Source organism: Janibacter sp. DB-40 (assembly GCF_029510815.1).
GTDB lineage: Bacteria > Actinomycetota > Actinomycetes > Actinomycetales > Dermatophilaceae > Janibacter.
This window is the reverse complement of the sequence record NZ_CP120360.1, coordinates 988,338-1,004,474: the sequence shown is the minus strand read 5'-3', so window position 1 is coordinate 1,004,474 and position 16,137 is coordinate 988,338. Positions and strand designations below refer to the sequence as shown.

The window sequence follows — 16,137 nt, the reverse complement described above, 5'->3', positions numbered from 1 at the left end:
GTATCACCGACCCTTCGGACCGAAGTCCGCGCGGCCTGTGAACCGAGTGGTGATACTACCCGGCCCGAGACGCCCCGCCCAAATCGGGGCTCAGGCCAGCGACGCGCGCAGGTTCCGCAGGCGGGTGATCGTGGAGTCCTTGCCCAGGATCTCCATCGACTCGAAGAGCGGCGGGCTGACCTTCTGCCCCGACACGGCCGTGCGCAGCGGACCGAAGGCCAGGCGCGGCTTGATGCCCATCCCGTCGACGATCGCCTCGCGCAGCACCCGCTCGATCTCGGCGGCGTGCCACTGGTTGCCCTCGCGGTTCGCCCCGAGCGCACCCTCCGGCAGGGTGAGCGGCTCGAGCGCGGCGAGCGCGGCGTCGAGGACCTCGCCCGCGGTGTCCTTCAGTACCTGGCGCGCGTCCTCCGCGATCTCCAGCTCCGCGTCGGCGACGTAGAACGGACGCACGAGCGCGGTCGCCTCGGTGAGCAGGTTGATCCGCGTCTGGATCTGCTCGGTGACACTCTTCAGCCGCGCGAGCTCACCCAGCCCGGGGTTGTCGCCGAGCACGCCGTCGGCCTGCAGGAAGGGCAGCAGCCGCGCGGCGAGGTCGTCCAGCTCGAGGCCGCGGATCCACGCGCCGTTGAGCCAGTCGAGCTTCTTCAGGTCGAAGATCGGACCGACGGTGTTGACCTTGTCCCAGGCGAAGACGCGGGTGAACTCATCGATGGTGAACTTCTCGACGTCCTCGCCGCTCTCCCCCTTCGCCGGCGGGTAGGCCAGCAGGCCGAGGAAGTTGACGACGGCCTCGGGCAGGTACCCCTGCTCCGAGAACCACGTCAGGCGCGCCTCGGGGTTCTTGCGCTTGGAGATCTTCGACTTGTTCTGGTTGCGCAGCAGCGGCATGTGCGCAAACTTCGGCGGCTCCAGCCCGAGCCACCGGTACAGCAGCACGTGCTTGGGCGTGGAGGAGATCCACTCCTCACCGCGCACGACGTGGGTGATGCCCATCTCGTGGTCGTCGACGACGACGGCCAGGTGGTAGGTCGGGAAGCCGTCGCCCTTGAGGATGACCTGGTCGTCGGGCACGGGTGCCGAGACGGTCCCGCGGATGACGTCCTCGAAGGTCGTCGGCGCGTCGTCGGGCACGAGCATCCGCACGACCGGGGTCTCGTTGAACCCCTCGAGCTGGGCCCGCTCCTCCTTCGTCTTGCCGACGCACATGCGGTCGTAGCCGGTGGGCAGCTTCAGCTTCTGCTGCTTCTCGCGCATCGCCTGCAGCCGCTCGCTGGAGCACCAGCAGTGGTAGGCGTGCCCGTCCTCGATGAGCTTCTCGACGTAGGGCCGGTAGGTGTCCAGCCGCTCGCTCTGCCGGTACGGCGCGTAGGGGCCGCCCACGTCCGGGCCCTCGTCCCAGGTCAGGCCGAGCCACCCGAGGGTGTCGTAGAGCTGCTGCTCGCTCGTCTCGTTGAACCGCGCCCGGTCGGTGTCCTCGATGCGCAGGACGAAGGAGCCGCCCTGCTGCCGCGCGTACGCGAGGTTGAACAGCGCCATGTAGGCGGTGCCGACGTGCGGGTCCCCCGTCGGCGAGGGGGCGACACGCAGTCGCGGGGCGGTGGACGTGGGGTCTGCGGAGGAGCTGCTCATGATGGGCCGATCGTATCGCCGCGCCGGGACGCCGCCCGCGCCGGAGGGCGAAGGGGGCACCCCCGCCTTCCTCAGGCCGAGCGCGGCGCGTACATGATCAGCGCGACGCCGACGAGGCAGACGAGCGCGCCGGTGATGTCCCAGCGGTCGGGCCGGAAGCCGTCGACGGCCATCCCCCACAGCAGCGAGCCGGCGACGAAGACCCCGCCGTAGGCGGCGAGGATGCGCCCGAAGTGCGCATCGGGCTGGAAGGTGGCCACGACGCCGTAGAGCCCGAGGGCGACGACTCCCGCGCCGATCCACAGCCAGCCGCGGTGCTCGCGCAGCCCCTGCCACACCAGCCACGCGCCGCCGATCTCGAGCAGCGCGGCGAGGACGAAGAGCGGGACCGAGCGGGCGACGTCCACGTCAGTCGCTCACTCCGCGGCGACGAAGGGGTTGGACAGCGTCCCGATGTTCTCGATCTCGATCTCGACGCGCTGTCCCGCCTCGACCGGCCCGACCCCGGCCGGGGTACCGGTGAGGATGATGTCGCCGGGCAGCAGGGTGAATGCTTTGGAGCAGTGGCTGATCAGGTCGAGGACCTGGTGGACCATGTCGCGGGTGTGCCCGTCCTGGACGACCTCGCCGTCGCGGCGGGTGACGACGGAGACGTCCTGCGGGTCGAGGTCGGTCTCGATCCACGGCCCGAGCGGGCAGAAGGTGTCCATGCCCTTCGCCCGGGCCCACTGGCCGTCGCCGCGCTGCAGGTCGCGGGCGGAGACGTCGTTGGCGATCGTGTAGCCGAAGACGACCTTCTTCGCCTCCTCGGGCGAGATGTCCTTGCACATCCGCCCGATGATCACGGCGAGCTCACCCTCGTAGTGGACCTCGGAGGTCGACGGCGGGATGACGACGGGGTCGTTCGGCCCGACGACCGCGGTGTTGGGGATGAGGAACATCAGCGGTTCCTCGGGGACGTCGTTGCCCATCTCCGCCGCGTGGTCGGCGTAGTTGCGTCCGATACCGATGATCTTGCTGCGCGGGATGACCGGCGCGAGCAGCCGCACCTCGTCGACCGTCGTCGTCCTCCCGGTCAGCTCGATCCGCTGGTAGAGCGGGTCCCCGCTCACCTCGGCGATCTTCGTCCCGCCACCGTCGACGAGCCCGTAGACCGGCTCGTCACCTTCCGTGTACCTCGCGATGCGCACAGCGCCACACTAGGCGATCGGATCCTCCCTTCGAGGTTCGCCCGCTTCGCGGACTCACGCCTCAGGGAGCGTGGGACATGTCAGAACCCGGTGATCGAGGCGCGCAGGCCGCCCGCGGCCGGAGCCTCGGGACCAGGGATCTACGGTGGTCGGGTGGGCACGCCGGTCGAGAGGACGCTTCCGCGGGCGCAGTGGCTCGCGCTGGCCGAGGAGCACTCGGAGAGCGTCGACCGACTGACCGCCGGCCACCGGGAGCGACGGCAGCGCGGCGAGCGCCACCCGGTCGAGGACTTCCTCTTCGAGTACTACCGCCACCGTCCCACGCACCTGCGGAGGTGGCACCCGGGCGCCGGCACGGCCCTGGCCGACGCGGCGGACGTGTACGGCGGGCGTCCCGGGTACGTCGTGGACGAGGAGGGCACTGCGCGCCTGGACATCGACTCCGTCGTGGAGCGAAGGGGGCGCGCCCTCGGCTTCGTGCACGGCCTGCTCGGCGCGACGCTGTCGCGCCCCGCGACGCACGACTGCTTCGGCCTGCACGAGTGGGCGATGGTCTACCGGCTCGCCCCGGGCGAGCAGCGCCACGAGCAGCTCCCGCTCCGCCTGTCGCAGGAGGAGACGGATGCCGTCGTCGAGCGCAACCGGGTCAGGTGCAGCCACTTCGACGCCTACCGCTTCTTCACCCCGGACGCGGTGGGGCGCAACTCCCTTCGCCCCACCCGCGAGGACCAGGTGGCCTTCGAGCAGCCGGGCTGCCTGCACGCGGGGATGGACCTCTACAAGTGGTGCTTCAAGCTCGCCCCCGCGGTCCCGTCCGGTCTGACGCTCGCGGCCTTCGAGCTGGCCCGGGAGATCCGCGAGCTGGACATGGCCGCCTCGCCGTACGACCTGTCCGACGTCGGCATCGCACCGGTGGCGATCGAGACACCGGCGGGCAAGGCCGAGTACGTGGAGCGGCAGCGCGGGTTCACGGCGCGCTCCAACGCGCTGCGACGCCGCCTCCTGGACGTCCTCGACGACCTCTCCGCCCGTGCCGGCACCCGGTCGTCACCGTCCGCTGCCACGCTGGGGGCGTGACACACCAGCTGGCGCCACAGGTCCGACGCTTCTACGACGGGGGGACGCTCGAGGAGGCCCCCGACCCGAGCGCTCCCCCGGTCGTCGCGCTGGAGCGCACGGCGGAGATGGAGGAGCCCGACGACTTCCGGATGGTGCGACGCATCGCCTACCTCGACCGCGAGCTGGGTGAGCTGCTCGTCCCCGCGGACCCGAGCACCTTCACCACCGACCTGGCCTCGGTGCCGTCGGTGTTCGCGTGGCTGATCCCCCGCAGCGGTCACCACCTGCCGGCGGCCCTGCTCCACGACGGGCTGGTCAGCTGGCCCCCGGAGCCGCCCGCGTACCTCAGCACCCGGGGCATCGAGGTCGACGTCGAGGAAGCCAACCGGGTCTTCCGGGACGCCATGGCCGACACCGGGGCCGGGCTCGTGCGTCGCTGGCTGATGTGGACGGCGGTCACCCTGGCCGTCATGGTCCGGGGCGACAGGACGTGGTCCCGCGCGCAGACCTGGCGCTGGCGCGTGGCCTCCGTCGGCTCCCTCGTCGTGCTGACCGTGCTCGGGCTGTGGACCACGGCGGACCTCGTCGACCTCGACCTGCCCCTCGTCGGTGGTGTCCCGTGGATGGGTGAGGGTGCCCTGGGGATGCGGCTGGCCACGGGGGCCGCCGGGGCGATCGCCATCCCGTTGGTCCTCGCCCAGCTGTGGGGACGGTTCCGGACCGCCGGGATGATCGCCGGCACGGCCCTCGCGCTATTGCTCCACGTGACACTCGCGGTGGCCGCCCTGACCGGTCTCTACCGCGCGCTCGAGTGGCTGTGCGCACGGGCACCGACCGTCGCGCTGGCCCTGGCCGCGGTCATGGCAGTCGCTGCGCTCGTCGTCTTCGTCGGCGCGCTCTGAACGCACCGCCCCCTTCGCAAGAGCCCAAGCAGTTGCGAGACCGTCCCCTTCGCAAGAGCCTAAGCAGTTGCGAATCGCCCCCTGCGCAAGGGCCTGGGCAGGTACGGGTCAGTGCAGCTCGGGCATGACGAGCGGGCCGGGCTCGACGACGAATCCCATCAGCTTCATCAGCCCGCGCAGGTAGGCGCTGAAGTACTCCTGCGGGTCCATGTCGCTCTCCGCGAGGAAGCCCCTGGCCTCGAAGCCGACGTGCCCGGCGAGCGAGGCCAGCGCGGACAGGGCGATCGAGCGTGCCGCCGCCGGGACGTCCTCGCTCCCGCGCGCCGAGGTCACCGGGAAGGCCGATGCCTGCGGATCGAGCTGTCCGGACTCGATCGCGTCGGCGACGATTCGCGCGAGCATCTCCATGGCCCCGCCGGCGGCGGCCTGCAGCCGGTCCGGCACGACGGTGATCAGGCGGGGCGAGACGAGCAGCTCGTACTCGGACCGGTGGTCGAAGTGCCACTGGCGCATGGCCATGGCCACGCGGTACCACGCGGTGGCGTGGTCCGACTCCGGTGCGCTGGCGCGCGCCCGGGCCATCGCCGAGGCAAGCCCCTCGTAGGCGTCCACGGCGAGCAGGCCGAGCAGCTCGTCGTGCCCGGACACGTGTCGGTAGAGGCCCGAGGGGGTCATGTCGACCGCCCGCGCCACGGCCCGCATGGTCACCCCGCTCGGGCCGTGCAGGCGCAGCTCCTCGCGCGCGGCGTCGAGGATCTCACCCAGCGCACGCTCCTGGATCCGCTCCCGTCGCGTGATGCCGACCCGGTCGGGTTCCGATCCGGCATCGACCATGGCTACCTCCTTGACAGGGAGCAGGGTTCCGGCCGAGTCTATGCCGCTTCGCCGAAGGGGTGCTGCACCGGCACCGGCTCATGTCGTGCGCAGGACGACGAGGGCGAGATGGAGCTCGAGTCGGTCGCGTCCGCGCGAGAGGTCCAACCCGGTGAGCGCCTCGATGCGGTGGATCCGGTGGTACACGCTCTGCCGGTGCAGACCGAGGCGGGCGGCCGTCGATGCGACGGACCCCGCCTCCTCGAGGTACACCCACGCCGTCTCGAGGAGCTCCTCGGGGCCGTCCAGGAGCGCCGTGGCCGCGGGTGTGCGCACGGCCTCGACGAGCTCGTCCGCGGCGCGGCCGCCGAGCAGCCGCGTCACCCCGAGCGCGTCCCAGGCGTGCACCCGGGTGGCGGCCGGGCCGCTCGGCTGCGTCCGGTCCCTCGGACGCACGACGCGGAGGGCGGCGCGGGCCCGCCGGTCCGAGACGACCGCCTCACGCAGGGGTACCTCGTCCCCGACGCCCGCCACGACCTCGGGCAGGCCCAGACGGGCCAGGGCGGTGATCGCGGACTCGACGACGTCCCTCACCGGCGAGCCGGGTCCCTCGGTCGGGACGAGCAGGACGAGGTCCCCGGAGCGTTCGGCGACCCCGACGTCGCGCGGCACTCCCCCGGGCCCGTGGACCTGGTCGGCCTGCAGGCGCACACCGGGCGCCCCGCCGAGGACGGCACAGACGACGCTCGCGGTGCTCGCGATCGCGAGGTCGTCGGCGAGCTCGCGCGCGATGCCACCCCGCCCCTCCGCACCCGTCTCGAGGAGGTCGAGCAGCAGTCGCTCGGTCTCCCGCCGGCGCGAGGTGGCCCGGGCCAGGACCTCGCCCGCACGGGCCGCGAGGGCCTGGGCCGCCCGTACGCGCTCGGGCGCCAGACCCTCCGGCGGCTCCACCGCCCACAGGTAGCCGCGGACGACGCCACGGGCGCGCGCCGGAAGGCACAGGCGCGCGGCGATCTCCCGCTCCGGGTGCGCAGGGACGTGGACCGGCCCGCGCGCCCGGGCGATGTCGAAGGACTCGAACCACTCCCGCGTCCGCTGCCCGGCACCACGGCCCAGGACGGTCTCGACCCGGACGTGGTCGGCACCCGCGTCGTGGGCGGCGAAGGCGAGCAGGCGCAGCCCGCGATCCTCGAGCGTCACGGGAGCATCGAGGATCGCCGAGGCCTCGTCCACGAGCTCCTGCAGATCCATTGGACAAGTGTATGACCCCCTTCGCCCAAGAGGTGGCAGTTGTCTGTGGTGCCACACACCCGGCCGCCCTACCGTCGGAGGATGACCACGGCACCCGACACCACGACCGCCTCCGGCGCCCACCCGGCCACCGCAGCCCTGACCCCCTTCGTCGAGGACGCCGTCGCCCTCGCCGAGCGCTGGGCCGCTGCCGCCCACGCCGGGCAGACCAAGCGCGAGGCGCAGACCACCGGCCAGCTGGCCGCGCTCCTCTCCGACGCGGGTGGTGGCCTGGACCTGGCCGTCTTCTTCGTCGACCGTGTCGCCCGCCCCGAGGACGACAAGGCCGCGGCCAATGCGCTCAGCCAGATCACCGCCGCGGACGCCACCTCCTTCCTCGGCCCGGTCGACCGCGGTCTGCTCGGCCTCGGCGCGACGGTCGCCAGGATCGCGCCGAAGGTCGTCGTCCCCGCCGCCCGCGCGCGGATGAAGCAGATGGTCGGCCACCTGCTCGTCGACGCGAACGACCCGACCCTTGGTCGGCACCTCGCCGCTGCCCGCGAGGACGGGTTCCGCCTGAACATCAACCTGCTGGGCGAGGCCGTCCTCGGCGAGGACGAGGCCGCCTCCCGCACCCGGCGCACCCGCGAGCTGCTCGAGCGCGGCGACGTCGACTACGTCTCGATCAAGGCCTCCTCGCTCGTCAGCCAGATCAGCGTGTGGGACACCCCCGGCACGGTCGAGCGCTGCGTCGAGCGCCTGCGCCCCCTCTACGCCGCGGCGAAGGCGTCCACCCCGCACGCCTTCGTCAACCTCGACATGGAGGAGTACCGCGACCTGGAGATGACGCTCGAGCTGTTCATGGCGATCCTCTCCGAGCCGGACTTCCACGACCTCGAGGCCGGCATCGTCCTGCAGGCCTACCTGCCGGACGCGCTGCCCGCCATGGAGCGCCTCATCGCCTTCGCCGCCGAGCGCCGGGCCCAGGGCCGCGCGGGTGTGAAGATCCGCCTGGTCAAGGGCGCCAACCTCGCCATGGAGAAGGTCGAGGCGGTCATGCACGGCTGGGAGCAGGCCCCCTACCCGACGAAGGGTGACGTCGACGCGAACTACCTGCGCTGCGTCGAGCGCGCCCTGCGCGCCGACAGCGTCGCTGCCGGGGTGCGTATCGGGGTCGCCTCGCACAACCTCTACGACGTCGCGAGCGCGCACCTGCTCGCCCAGTCCCGCGGCGTCGAGGACGCCCTCGACATCGAGATGCTGCAGGGCATGTCGCCGGCGCAGGCCCGCGCGGTCCGCGACGACGTCGGCACGGTCATCCTCTACACCCCGGTCGTCGCACCGGAGGACTTCGACTCCGCCGTCTCCTACCTCGTGCGCCGCCTCGAGGAGAACGCCTCCCCGGAGAACTACCTGCACGCCTTCTTCTCCGACGACTCGGCCGCGATGCCCGACCAGGAGACCCGCTTCCGCGCGAGCGTCGGGGCCATCGGGACGACCCCGACCGGCCCGCGCCGGCCCGTCGAGCCCGCGACGATCGGCGACACCTTCGCCAACACCCCCGACGCCGACCCGGCCCTGGCCGAGCACCGGGAGTGGGCCGCCCGGGCGGTCGCCCAGCCGATGCCCGAGCTGACCTCGCGGCACCTGGACGTCATCGCCCACGTCGAGGAGGTCGTCGCCACCGGGCGTGCGGCGCACGAGGGCTGGGCCGCGCGTCCCGCGCAGGAGCGCGCCGCGGTGCTGCGTGACGCCGCCCGCGAGCTCAACGCGCGCCGCGAGGCCCTCGTGGCGGTCATGGCCGCCGAGGCCGGCAAGACCATCGCCGAGTCCGACCCCGAGGTCTCCGAGGCCGTCGACTTCGCGCGCTACTACGCCGACCGGGCCCTCGAGCTCGAGGACGGGCCGATGGCCGACGGGGCACGGTTCACCCCCTTCGCCCTGACGCTGATCACCCCGCCGTGGAACTTCCCGGTCGCCATACCGATCGGTGGTGTCCTCGCCTCCCTCGCCGCCGGCTCCGCCGTGATCATCAAGCCGGCACCGCAGACGCCCGGGTGCGTCGAGGAGGCCGTCGCCGCGCTGCACGCCGCCGGTGTCCCGACCGACGTGCTCCAGGTGGTGCGCACGGAGGAGAACGAGGTCGGTCAGCGCCTCGTCTCGCACGAGGACGTCGACGCGGTCGTGCTCACCGGCGCGAGCGAGACGGCCCGGCTCTTCGCCGGGTGGCGCGCCGGGCGCGAGGAGGGCGCCCGGGTGCTCGGTGAGACATCGGGCAAGAACGCCCTGGTCGTCACCCCCTCGGCCGACATCGACCTCGCCGTCGCCGACCTCGTCTCCTCGGCCTTCGGGCACGCGGGCCAGAAGTGCTCGGCCGCCTCGCTCGGCATCCTCGTCGGGTCCATCGCCACCTCCCCGCGGTTCCGCCGCCAGCTGGTCGACGCGGTCAGCTCGATCGCCGTGGGCTGGCCCAGCGACCTGGGCACCCGGATGGGGCCGGTCATCGAGCCGCCGAGCGACAAGCTGCTGCGCGCGCTGACCACCCTCGAGCCCGGTGAGAGCTGGCTGGTCGAGCCCCGGCAGCTCGACGACACCGGTCGCCTGTGGTCGCCGGGAGTCAAGGAAGGGGTGGCCCCCGGGTCCTTCTTCCACCTCACCGAGGTCTTCGGCCCTGTGCTCGGCCTGATGCGGGCCGACTCGCTGGAGCAGGCGATCGAGCTGCAGAACGCCACCGACTTCGGCCTCACCGGGGGTTTGCACAGCCTCGACGAGTCGGAGATCCGGCACTGGACCGACGCCGTCGAGGTCGGCAACGGCTACGTCAACCGGCACATCACCGGGGCCATCGTGCAGCGCCAGTCCTTCGGTGGATGGAAGTCCTCCTCCATCGGGCCGGGCGCCAAGGCCGGTGGGCCGAACTACGTGGCCCAGCTGGGCACCTGGCGTGCCGACGGGCTCCCCACCCACGGGACCACCCCTTCGTCCGCGGTGCGCCGCACCGTCGACGCGCAGCTCGCAGCACTCGGCTCGACCGTGCCCGACGCGGACCGGCCGTGGATCGAGGCGGCGATCTCCAGCGACGCCGCCGCGTGGGCGCTCGAGTTCGGTGTCGAGCACGACAAGAGTGCACTCGTCGTGGAGACGAATGTCTTCCGCTACCGGCCGCACCCGAACGTGCTCGTGCGCGCCGGGGCCGGTGCCACCGTCGCCGAGGTCGTGCGCCTCGCCGCCGCCGCCACCCTCACCGGGGCGGGTGTGCTCGTGTCGGCCGACCCGGCGCTGAAGCTCCCCGGGAGCCTCGGCCACGTCCAGGTCGAGGCCGAGGACGACGCGGCCTTCCTCGCCCGCGCCGGGCGGGTCGAGCACGCCCGGGTGCGCCTGGTCGGGACGGATGCACCCGCGCTCGTCGACGACCTCGTCGCCGCAGGAGTGGACGTCATCACCGGGCCGGTCCTCGCGACCGGCCGGCGTGAGCTGCTGCCCTTCCTGCGCGAGCAGGCGGTGAGCACCACGCGCCACCGCTTCGGGCACGTCACGACGTCGTAGGGGTGCGGCGGCCTCGTCCCCCCGGCCGCTCGATCATCTGCGACCCCGATGGTCGAGCGGCCTACGACCCGGGACGGTAGGTGCCGTTGGCGGTCTCGATGAGCTCCTGGGCGAGGTCACGGATCTTGATGTTGCTCGTGGTGGAGACGCGGACCAGGAACTGGAACGCGCGGTCCTCGTCGATCCGGTACCGCTCCATCACCAGCCCGACCGCCTGGCCGATCGCCTTGCGCGTGGCGATGGCCTCGCCGAGCTGCTCCTCGCGCCGAGCCCGCCCCAGGGCGATGGCGGCGTGGACGGCGAACAGCTCCGCGGTGTGGACCACCTCGGCATCGATCGTGTCGCTCTCGGTGGCGTAGAGGTTGAGCACGCCGAGCGTCTCCGGCTCGACGTACAGCCGCACGCCCATCTGCGCCCGGACCCCCATCTCGACCGCGCGGGGCACGAAGTTGGGCCACCGCGTCTCGTCGCGCATCCGGTTCGCGACGGTGACCGAGTCGGACTCCACCGCCTGGACGCAGGGCCCCTCGCGCAGGGAGTACTGCAGTGCGTCGAGCTCCCACACCAGCTGGTCGGTGCCGGCCTTCGTCTCGATGTCGCCCCTCCGGTGGACGATCGAGATGCCGACGTGGTCGATGTCCTCGAGCGAGTGCGCGGCAGCCTGCACGATGCCGTCCAGCGTGCCCTCCAGGTCCTGGGGGGTGTTGATCTCGCGAGCCGCCTCGACGAGCGCCTCGGCCAGCAGGGACTCGTGGGTCATGGTTCCTCCGCATCACGGCAGTCCCGCGCGCCGGGTACCGGTTCCAGCGTAGACCCGGGTCAGCGGGCGGGGACCCCGGCGCGCATCAGCCCGTAGGTGACACCGTCGAGGAGCGCCTCCCACGAGGCCTCGACGATGTTGTCGGCGACGCCCACGGTGGTCCACGACGTGTGTGCGTCGCTCGTCTCGATGAGCACGCGGGTGGTGGCGTCGGTGCCGTGCGCGGCGTCGAGGATGCGCACCTTGTAGTCGATGAGCTCCAGCCCCTCGATCTCCGGGTAGACCACCGAGAGCGCCTGGCGCAGACCGTGGTCGAGGGCGTTGACGGGGCCGTTGCCCTCCCCCGTCGCGACGATCCGCTGCCCGCCGGCGACGGCCTTGACGGTGGCCTCGGACAGGGCGTTCTCCCCGCCTCGGGCGTCGATCATGACCCGCCAGGACTCGACCTCCGCGTACACGGGCGCCTCCTCGTCGAGCTCGCGACGCAGCAGCAGCTCGAAGGACGCGTCCGCCGCGTCGAAGGTGTACCCCTGCCGCTCCAGCTGCTTGACCTTGGCCAGCACGCGGGACAGCGCCGCGTCGTCACCGGCGAGGTCGACGCCGAACTCGCGGCTCTTCAGCTCCACCGTCGCACGGCCGGCCATGTCGGAGACGAGCATGCGCATGTCGTTGCCGACCGACTTGGGGTCGATGTGCTGGTAGAGGTCCGGGTCCACCTTGATCGCGCTCGCGTGCAGACCGGCCTTGTGCGCGAAGGCCCCCGAGCCGACGTACGGCTGGCGGGAGAAGGGCGGGAAGTTCGTCACCTCGCTCACCGCGTGGGCGATGCGGGTCGCGTCCTGCAACCGGTAGGGCTCGACGAGGTCCATGCCGAGCTTGAGCTGGAGGTTGGCGACGACGGTGATCAGGTCGGCGTTGCCGGTGCGCTCGCCGTAGGCGTTGATCGTCCCCTGGACGTGGTCGGCCCCCGCCTCCACCGCGGCCATCGAGTTGGCGACCGCGCACCCGGTGTCGTTGTGGCAGTGAATGCCCAGACGCGCACCGGTGACCGCGATGACGTCGGCGACCGCGGCACGCACCTGGCCGGGCAGCATGCCCCCGTTGGTGTCGCACACGGCCACGACCTCGGCGCCGGACTCGTGGGCGGCCGTGACGCAGGCCAGCGCGTAGTCGCGGTCGAGGAGGTAGCCGTCGAAGAAGTGCTCGCCGTCGACCATCACCGTGCGTCCGTGGGAGCGCAGGTGGGCCACGGTGTCCCGGATCATCTCGAGGTTCTCCGCGACGCTCGTGCGCAGCGCCCGCTCGACGTGGCCGGGGTGCATCTTCGCCACGAGGGTGATCACCTCGGCGCCAGAGTCGAGCAGCGCCTGCACCTGCGGGTCCGAGGCGGCATCGACGCCGGCCCTGCGGGTCGCGCCGAAGGCGGCGAGCGTGGCGTTGCGCAGGTCCAACTCGTCCCGGGCCCGGGCGAAGAACTCGGTGTCGTTGGGGTTGGCCCCGGGCCAACCCCCTTCGATGTGGGTGACGCCCAGCTCGTCGAGCAGACGGCTGATGGCCAGCTTGTCCGCGACGGAGACGTTGATGCCCTCCTGCTGGGCGCCGTCGCGCAGGGTCGTGTCGTAGACGTGGAATCCGGTGCTCATCGGTGCTCTCCGTCGGACGGGGCGAAGGGGGCGTGTCGCCGAGGTCGGTGGGTGACACCTGCACGTCGCGCCGGTCCTTCGCGAGGGTGATGCTCCGGACCCGATGCCTCGTCGACTCCGGCCCGCTGGCTGCTCCTCGACAAAAGCAAAGACCCCCCGGGTGCGGGAGGTCTGCGCGACGAGCAGGTGGCTCGTCGCGCCTAGATAATGAGCTCGGCCGCGGTGGCGGCGCGGTACATCATCAGAGGCATCACGTCGTCACTGTCCCACTGCACGCACCCGTCGCCTCGCTGCTGTCCGGCATGTGGACTGGCTGGGCTCACGGACCGAGACCGTCGAGGAGCATCTCGAGGGTCCGGGCCACGCCGTCCTCGTCGTTGCCCGGGCAGTGGTCGGTGACCGCAGTCAGCACGTCCGGGTGGGCATTGGCCACGGCGAAGGAGCGCCCGGCCCACTGCAGCATCGGCAGGTCGTTGGGCATGTCCCCGAAGGCCCACACCTCCTCGGGCACGATCCCGAGCTCGTCGCTCCACTCGCGCAGCGCCGCCGCCTTGGTGACGCCGAGCGCGGAGATCTCCGCGAGCCCACCCGCCCCGGAGAAGGCGACGATCGCCCGGTCCCCCACGACCTGCGTCGCGACCTCGATGAACTCCTCGTCGCTCAGGTGCGGGTTGCGGGCGAGCAGCTTGCCGACCGCCGCATCCCGGAGCAGCTCGATCTCCGACGTCGTCACGAGGTCCTCGGGATGGTCGTGGATCGCGGCGAACATGCTCTCCGCAGCCAGCCCCGTCGAGCGCTCCGCGGCGAAGCCGGTACCGGGCACCTGCTCGCGCAGGTCGCGCACGATCTCGGTGACGACGTCCCGGGCCATCGTCCGCTCCCGGAAGACCCGCTGGCGCGCGACGTCGTAACGGAAGGCGCCGTTGCCGCAGATCGCCACACCCCGGGCACCGACGACGTCCGCGAGCTCGTCGAGCCACCGCGGCGGGCGGGCCGTGACGAGCACCGTCTCGAGACCGACCTCGGCGACACCGCGCAGGGCGGCGACGGACCGCCTCGAGACGGTGCCGTCCGAGCGCAGCAGCGTGCCGTCGAGGTCGGTCGCGATCAGGCGCGGGGTGCCGCGCCTCAGGCCAGTCGGGTCATCCAACCGCGGGTGTCCTCGGCGACGCCGTACTGGATGTCCAGCAGGGCCTGGCGGATGGATCGGGTGACCTCTCCCCCTTCGGTACCGGCGGTGGACGCGACGGACCCGCCCTCCCAGCGCAGCTCGCCGACGGGCGTGACGACGGCGGCGGTGCCGCAGGCGAAGATCTCGGTGATCTCGCCGGACGCGACGCCGTCCTTCCACTCGTCGATGCCGATGCGGGCCTCCTCCGGCTGCAGCCCGAGGTCGGGCGCGAGCTCGAGGATGGAGTCGCGGGTGACGCCCTCGAGGATGGAGCCCGTGAGCGCCGGGGTGCGCAGACGACCGTCCTTCATGACGAAGAAGAGGTTCATCCCGCCGAGCTCCTCGATGTAGGTGTGCGTCGAGGAGTCGAGGAAGACCACCTGGTCGCACCCCTGGGCGGCGCCCTCCAGCTGACCGGCCAGGGACGAGGCGTAGTTGCCACCGCACTTCGCGGCACCCGTGCCGCCCTCGCCGGCGCGCGCGTAGTCGGTGCTCAACCAGAGGTTGACCGGCTTCATGCCACCGGGGAAGTACGCACCGGCCGGGCTGGCGATGACGGAGAAGGTCACCTCGTTGGCCGGGCGGACGCCGATGAAGGCCTCCGAGGCGAACATGAAGGGGCGCAGGTAGAGGCTGGACTCACCGGTGCCGGAGTCGGGCACCCACGCCTTGTCGGTCTCCACGAGCGCGCGGATGGCGCCGATGAAGTCCTCCTCGCTCAGCACCGGCAGCGCGAGGCGCTCGCAGCTGCGGGCCATCCGGGCGGCGTTGCGGTCCGGCCGGAAGGTCCACACGGACCCGTCCGCGTGCCGGTAGGCCTTCATGCCCTCGAAGACCTCCTGCGCGTAGTGCAGGACGGCCGCGGCGGGCGAGAGCGAGAGCGGCCCGAAGGGGCGGACCTGACCGTCGTGCCAGCCCGTCGCCTTCGTCCAGGTGGCGGTGACCATGTGGTCGGTGAAGGTGGTGCCGAAGGCCGGGTTGGCGAGGATCGTCTCGCGCTCGGCAGCAGGCAGGGGGTCCTCGCGGCGGGTGGTTGCGAAGGTGAGCTCAGCGGTCATCGGTGACTCGACTCCTCAGGTGTTCGGGTCCTCGCAGGGTAGTCCTCCCTGTGCACCACATCACAAACGGGCAGCGACGGCGTCACCGATCGCCGAGGTGGACCGCTCACCGGCCCGCTCGGCGAGGTCCGCGGCGACCGCGGCCTCGACGCGCCGCGCGTCCTCGGGACGACCGAGGTGCTCCAGCAGCATCGCCGCGGAGAGGATCGCCGCTGTCGGGTCGGCCTTGCCCTGCCCGGCGATGTCCGGTGCGGAGCCGTGGACCGGCTCGAACATGCTCGGCGCCTCGCGGGAGGGGTTGATGTTGCCGCTGGCGGCCAGGCCGATGCCACCGGCGATCGCGGCCGCGATGTCGGTGATGATGTCACCGAAGAGGTTGTCGGTGACGATGACGTCGAAGCGCGCCGGGTCGGTGGCCATGAAGATCGTCGCCGCGTCGACGTGCTGGTAGGCGGTCTCGACGTCGGGGTACTCCGCGCCGACCTCCTCGACGGTGCGTCGCCACAGGTGACCGGCGTGGGTGAGCACGTTGTGCTTGTGCACGAGGGTCAGGTGCCTGCGCGGGCGGGCCTGCGCGCGGGCGAAGGCGTCCCGCACCACGCGCTCGATGCCGAAGCGGGTGTTGACACTGACCTCGGTCGCGACCTCGTGCGGGGTGCCGACGCGCAGCGCTCCACCGTTGCCGACGTACGGGCCCTCGGTGCCCTCGCGGACGACGACGAAGTCGAGGCCCTTGTCGGTCACCTCGCTCGACAGCGGGCTGGTCACCCCCGGGAAGAGCTTGGCCGGGCGCAGGTTGACGTAGTGGTCCAGCGCGAAGCGAAGGGGGAGCAGCACCCCGCGCTCGAGGACGCCGGAGGGGACGGTCGGGTCGCCGATGGCCCCGAGCAGGATCCCGTCGTGCCCGCGGATCTCCTCGACGACCGAGTCCGGCAGGGTCTCCCCCGTGCGGTGCCAGCGCTGGGCGCCGAGGTCGTACTCGGTGGTGGAGACCGTCACCCCGGACGCGGCCAGGACCTTCAGTCCCTCGGCCACCACCTCGGGGCCGATCCCGTCCCCGCCGATGACGGCGATGTCGAAGCTGTCCTGCGGTGCGTCGGTCATGTGCTCAGGCTAGGCCGCGGTCCGCGATG

At 72.1% G+C, this 16,137-nt stretch carries 13 protein-coding genes; 3 read left to right on the top strand and 10 right to left on the bottom strand.

The window, feature by feature from the left end; all coding sequences use genetic code 11:
* Positions 1-90: 90 nt before the first annotated feature.
* From gltX to PVE36_RS04775, 3 genes are all read right to left on the bottom strand, one after another.
* Positions 91-1,632, bottom strand: a complete 1,542-nt coding sequence (gene gltX, locus PVE36_RS04785; RefSeq protein WP_277454913.1) for a glutamate--tRNA ligase — start codon at positions 1,630-1,632, stop codon at positions 91-93.
* A gap of 71 nt (positions 1,633-1,703) precedes the next feature.
* Positions 1,704-2,039, bottom strand: a complete 336-nt coding sequence (locus PVE36_RS04780; protein ID WP_277454912.1) for a YnfA family protein — start codon at positions 2,037-2,039, stop codon at positions 1,704-1,706.
* A 9-nt stretch (positions 2,040-2,048) separates the two neighbouring features.
* A complete protein-coding gene (locus PVE36_RS04775; RefSeq protein ID WP_277454911.1) occupies positions 2,049-2,822 on the bottom strand; it encodes a fumarylacetoacetate hydrolase family protein in 774 nt (257 codons plus the stop codon).
* A gap of 153 nt (positions 2,823-2,975) precedes the next feature.
* Here PVE36_RS04775 and PVE36_RS04770 point away from each other — a divergent pair, with 153 nt between their 5' ends.
* Both PVE36_RS04770 and PVE36_RS04765 read left to right on the top strand, forming a co-directional pair.
* Positions 2,976-3,899 (top strand): 3-methyladenine DNA glycosylase, encoded by a 924-nt coding sequence (locus PVE36_RS04770; RefSeq protein ID WP_277454909.1) that lies wholly within the window; start codon positions 2,976-2,978, stop codon positions 3,897-3,899.
* Positions 3,896-4,783: a DUF1353 domain-containing protein gene (locus PVE36_RS04765; RefSeq protein ID WP_277454907.1), complete on the top strand. Its 888-nt coding sequence runs from the start codon at positions 3,896-3,898 to the stop codon at positions 4,781-4,783. The genes PVE36_RS04770 and PVE36_RS04765 overlap by 4 nt, the downstream gene beginning before the upstream one ends.
* Positions 4,784-4,891: 108 nt before the next feature.
* On the opposite strand, the gene PVE36_RS04760 is transcribed toward PVE36_RS04765, so the two are convergent.
* Both PVE36_RS04760 and PVE36_RS04755 read right to left on the bottom strand, forming a co-directional pair.
* Entirely contained in the window at positions 4,892-5,617 is a 726-nt protein-coding gene (locus PVE36_RS04760; RefSeq protein ID WP_277454905.1) for a TetR/AcrR family transcriptional regulator, read from the bottom strand.
* Between the two features lie 78 nt (positions 5,618-5,695).
* Positions 5,696-6,847 (bottom strand): helix-turn-helix domain-containing protein, encoded by a 1,152-nt coding sequence (locus PVE36_RS04755; RefSeq protein WP_277454903.1) that lies wholly within the window; start codon positions 6,845-6,847, stop codon positions 5,696-5,698.
* An 81-nt stretch (positions 6,848-6,928) separates the two neighbouring features.
* Here PVE36_RS04755 and PVE36_RS04750 point away from each other — a divergent pair, with 81 nt between their 5' ends.
* A complete protein-coding gene (locus PVE36_RS04750) occupies positions 6,929-10,372 on the top strand; it encodes a bifunctional proline dehydrogenase/L-glutamate gamma-semialdehyde dehydrogenase (RefSeq protein WP_277454902.1) in 3,444 nt (1,147 codons plus the stop codon).
* A gap of 61 nt (positions 10,373-10,433) precedes the next feature.
* On the opposite strand, the gene PVE36_RS04745 is transcribed toward PVE36_RS04750, so the two are convergent.
* The 5 genes from PVE36_RS04745 to PVE36_RS04725 form a co-directional block, all read right to left on the bottom strand.
* Positions 10,434-11,132, bottom strand: a complete 699-nt coding sequence (locus tag PVE36_RS04745) for a GAF and ANTAR domain-containing protein (protein ID WP_277454901.1) — start codon at positions 11,130-11,132, stop codon at positions 10,434-10,436.
* A gap of 59 nt (positions 11,133-11,191) precedes the next feature.
* The gene (cimA, locus tag PVE36_RS04740) at positions 11,192-12,775 is read right to left on the bottom strand and encodes a citramalate synthase (RefSeq protein ID WP_277454900.1); all 1,584 of its coding nucleotides are present in this window, start codon (positions 12,773-12,775) and stop codon (positions 11,192-11,194) included.
* A 319-nt stretch (positions 12,776-13,094) separates the two neighbouring features.
* Positions 13,095-13,925, bottom strand: coding sequence for an HAD family hydrolase (locus tag PVE36_RS04735; protein WP_277454899.1), 831 nt, complete (start codon positions 13,923-13,925; stop codon positions 13,095-13,097).
* Positions 13,904-15,004: a branched-chain amino acid aminotransferase gene (locus PVE36_RS04730; protein WP_277454898.1), complete on the bottom strand. Its 1,101-nt coding sequence runs from the start codon at positions 15,002-15,004 to the stop codon at positions 13,904-13,906. Before PVE36_RS04730 ends, PVE36_RS04735 begins: the two co-directional genes overlap by 22 nt.
* A gap of 60 nt (positions 15,005-15,064) precedes the next feature.
* The gene (locus tag PVE36_RS04725; RefSeq protein WP_277454897.1) at positions 15,065-16,108 is read right to left on the bottom strand and encodes a 3-isopropylmalate dehydrogenase; all 1,044 of its coding nucleotides are present in this window, start codon (positions 16,106-16,108) and stop codon (positions 15,065-15,067) included.
* Between the last annotated feature and the right edge of the window lie 29 nt (positions 16,109-16,137).

Excerpts from the sequence above, each read along its gene's own strand:
- PVE36_RS04750 (WP_277454902.1), top strand. The coding sequence starts at position 6,929 with ATGACCACGGCACCCGACACCACGACCGCCTCCGGCGCCCACCCGGCC.
- PVE36_RS04755 (WP_277454903.1), bottom strand. The coding sequence starts at position 6,847 with ATGGATCTGCAGGAGCTCGTGGACGAGGCCTCGGCGATCCTCGATGCT.
- cimA (WP_277454900.1), bottom strand. The coding sequence starts at position 12,775 with ATGAGCACCGGATTCCACGTCTACGACACGACCCTGCGCGACGGCGCC.
- PVE36_RS04745 (WP_277454901.1), bottom strand. The coding sequence starts at position 11,132 with ATGACCCACGAGTCCCTGCTGGCCGAGGCGCTCGTCGAGGCGGCTCGC.
- PVE36_RS04725 (WP_277454897.1), bottom strand. The coding sequence starts at position 16,108 with ATGACCGACGCACCGCAGGACAGCTTCGACATCGCCGTCATCGGCGGG.
- gltX (WP_277454913.1), bottom strand. The coding sequence starts at position 1,632 with ATGAGCAGCTCCTCCGCAGACCCCACGTCCACCGCCCCGCGACTGCGT.
- PVE36_RS04760 (WP_277454905.1), bottom strand. The coding sequence starts at position 5,617 with ATGGTCGATGCCGGATCGGAACCCGACCGGGTCGGCATCACGCGACGG.
- PVE36_RS04730 (WP_277454898.1), bottom strand. The coding sequence starts at position 15,004 with ATGACCGCTGAGCTCACCTTCGCAACCACCCGCCGCGAGGACCCCCTG.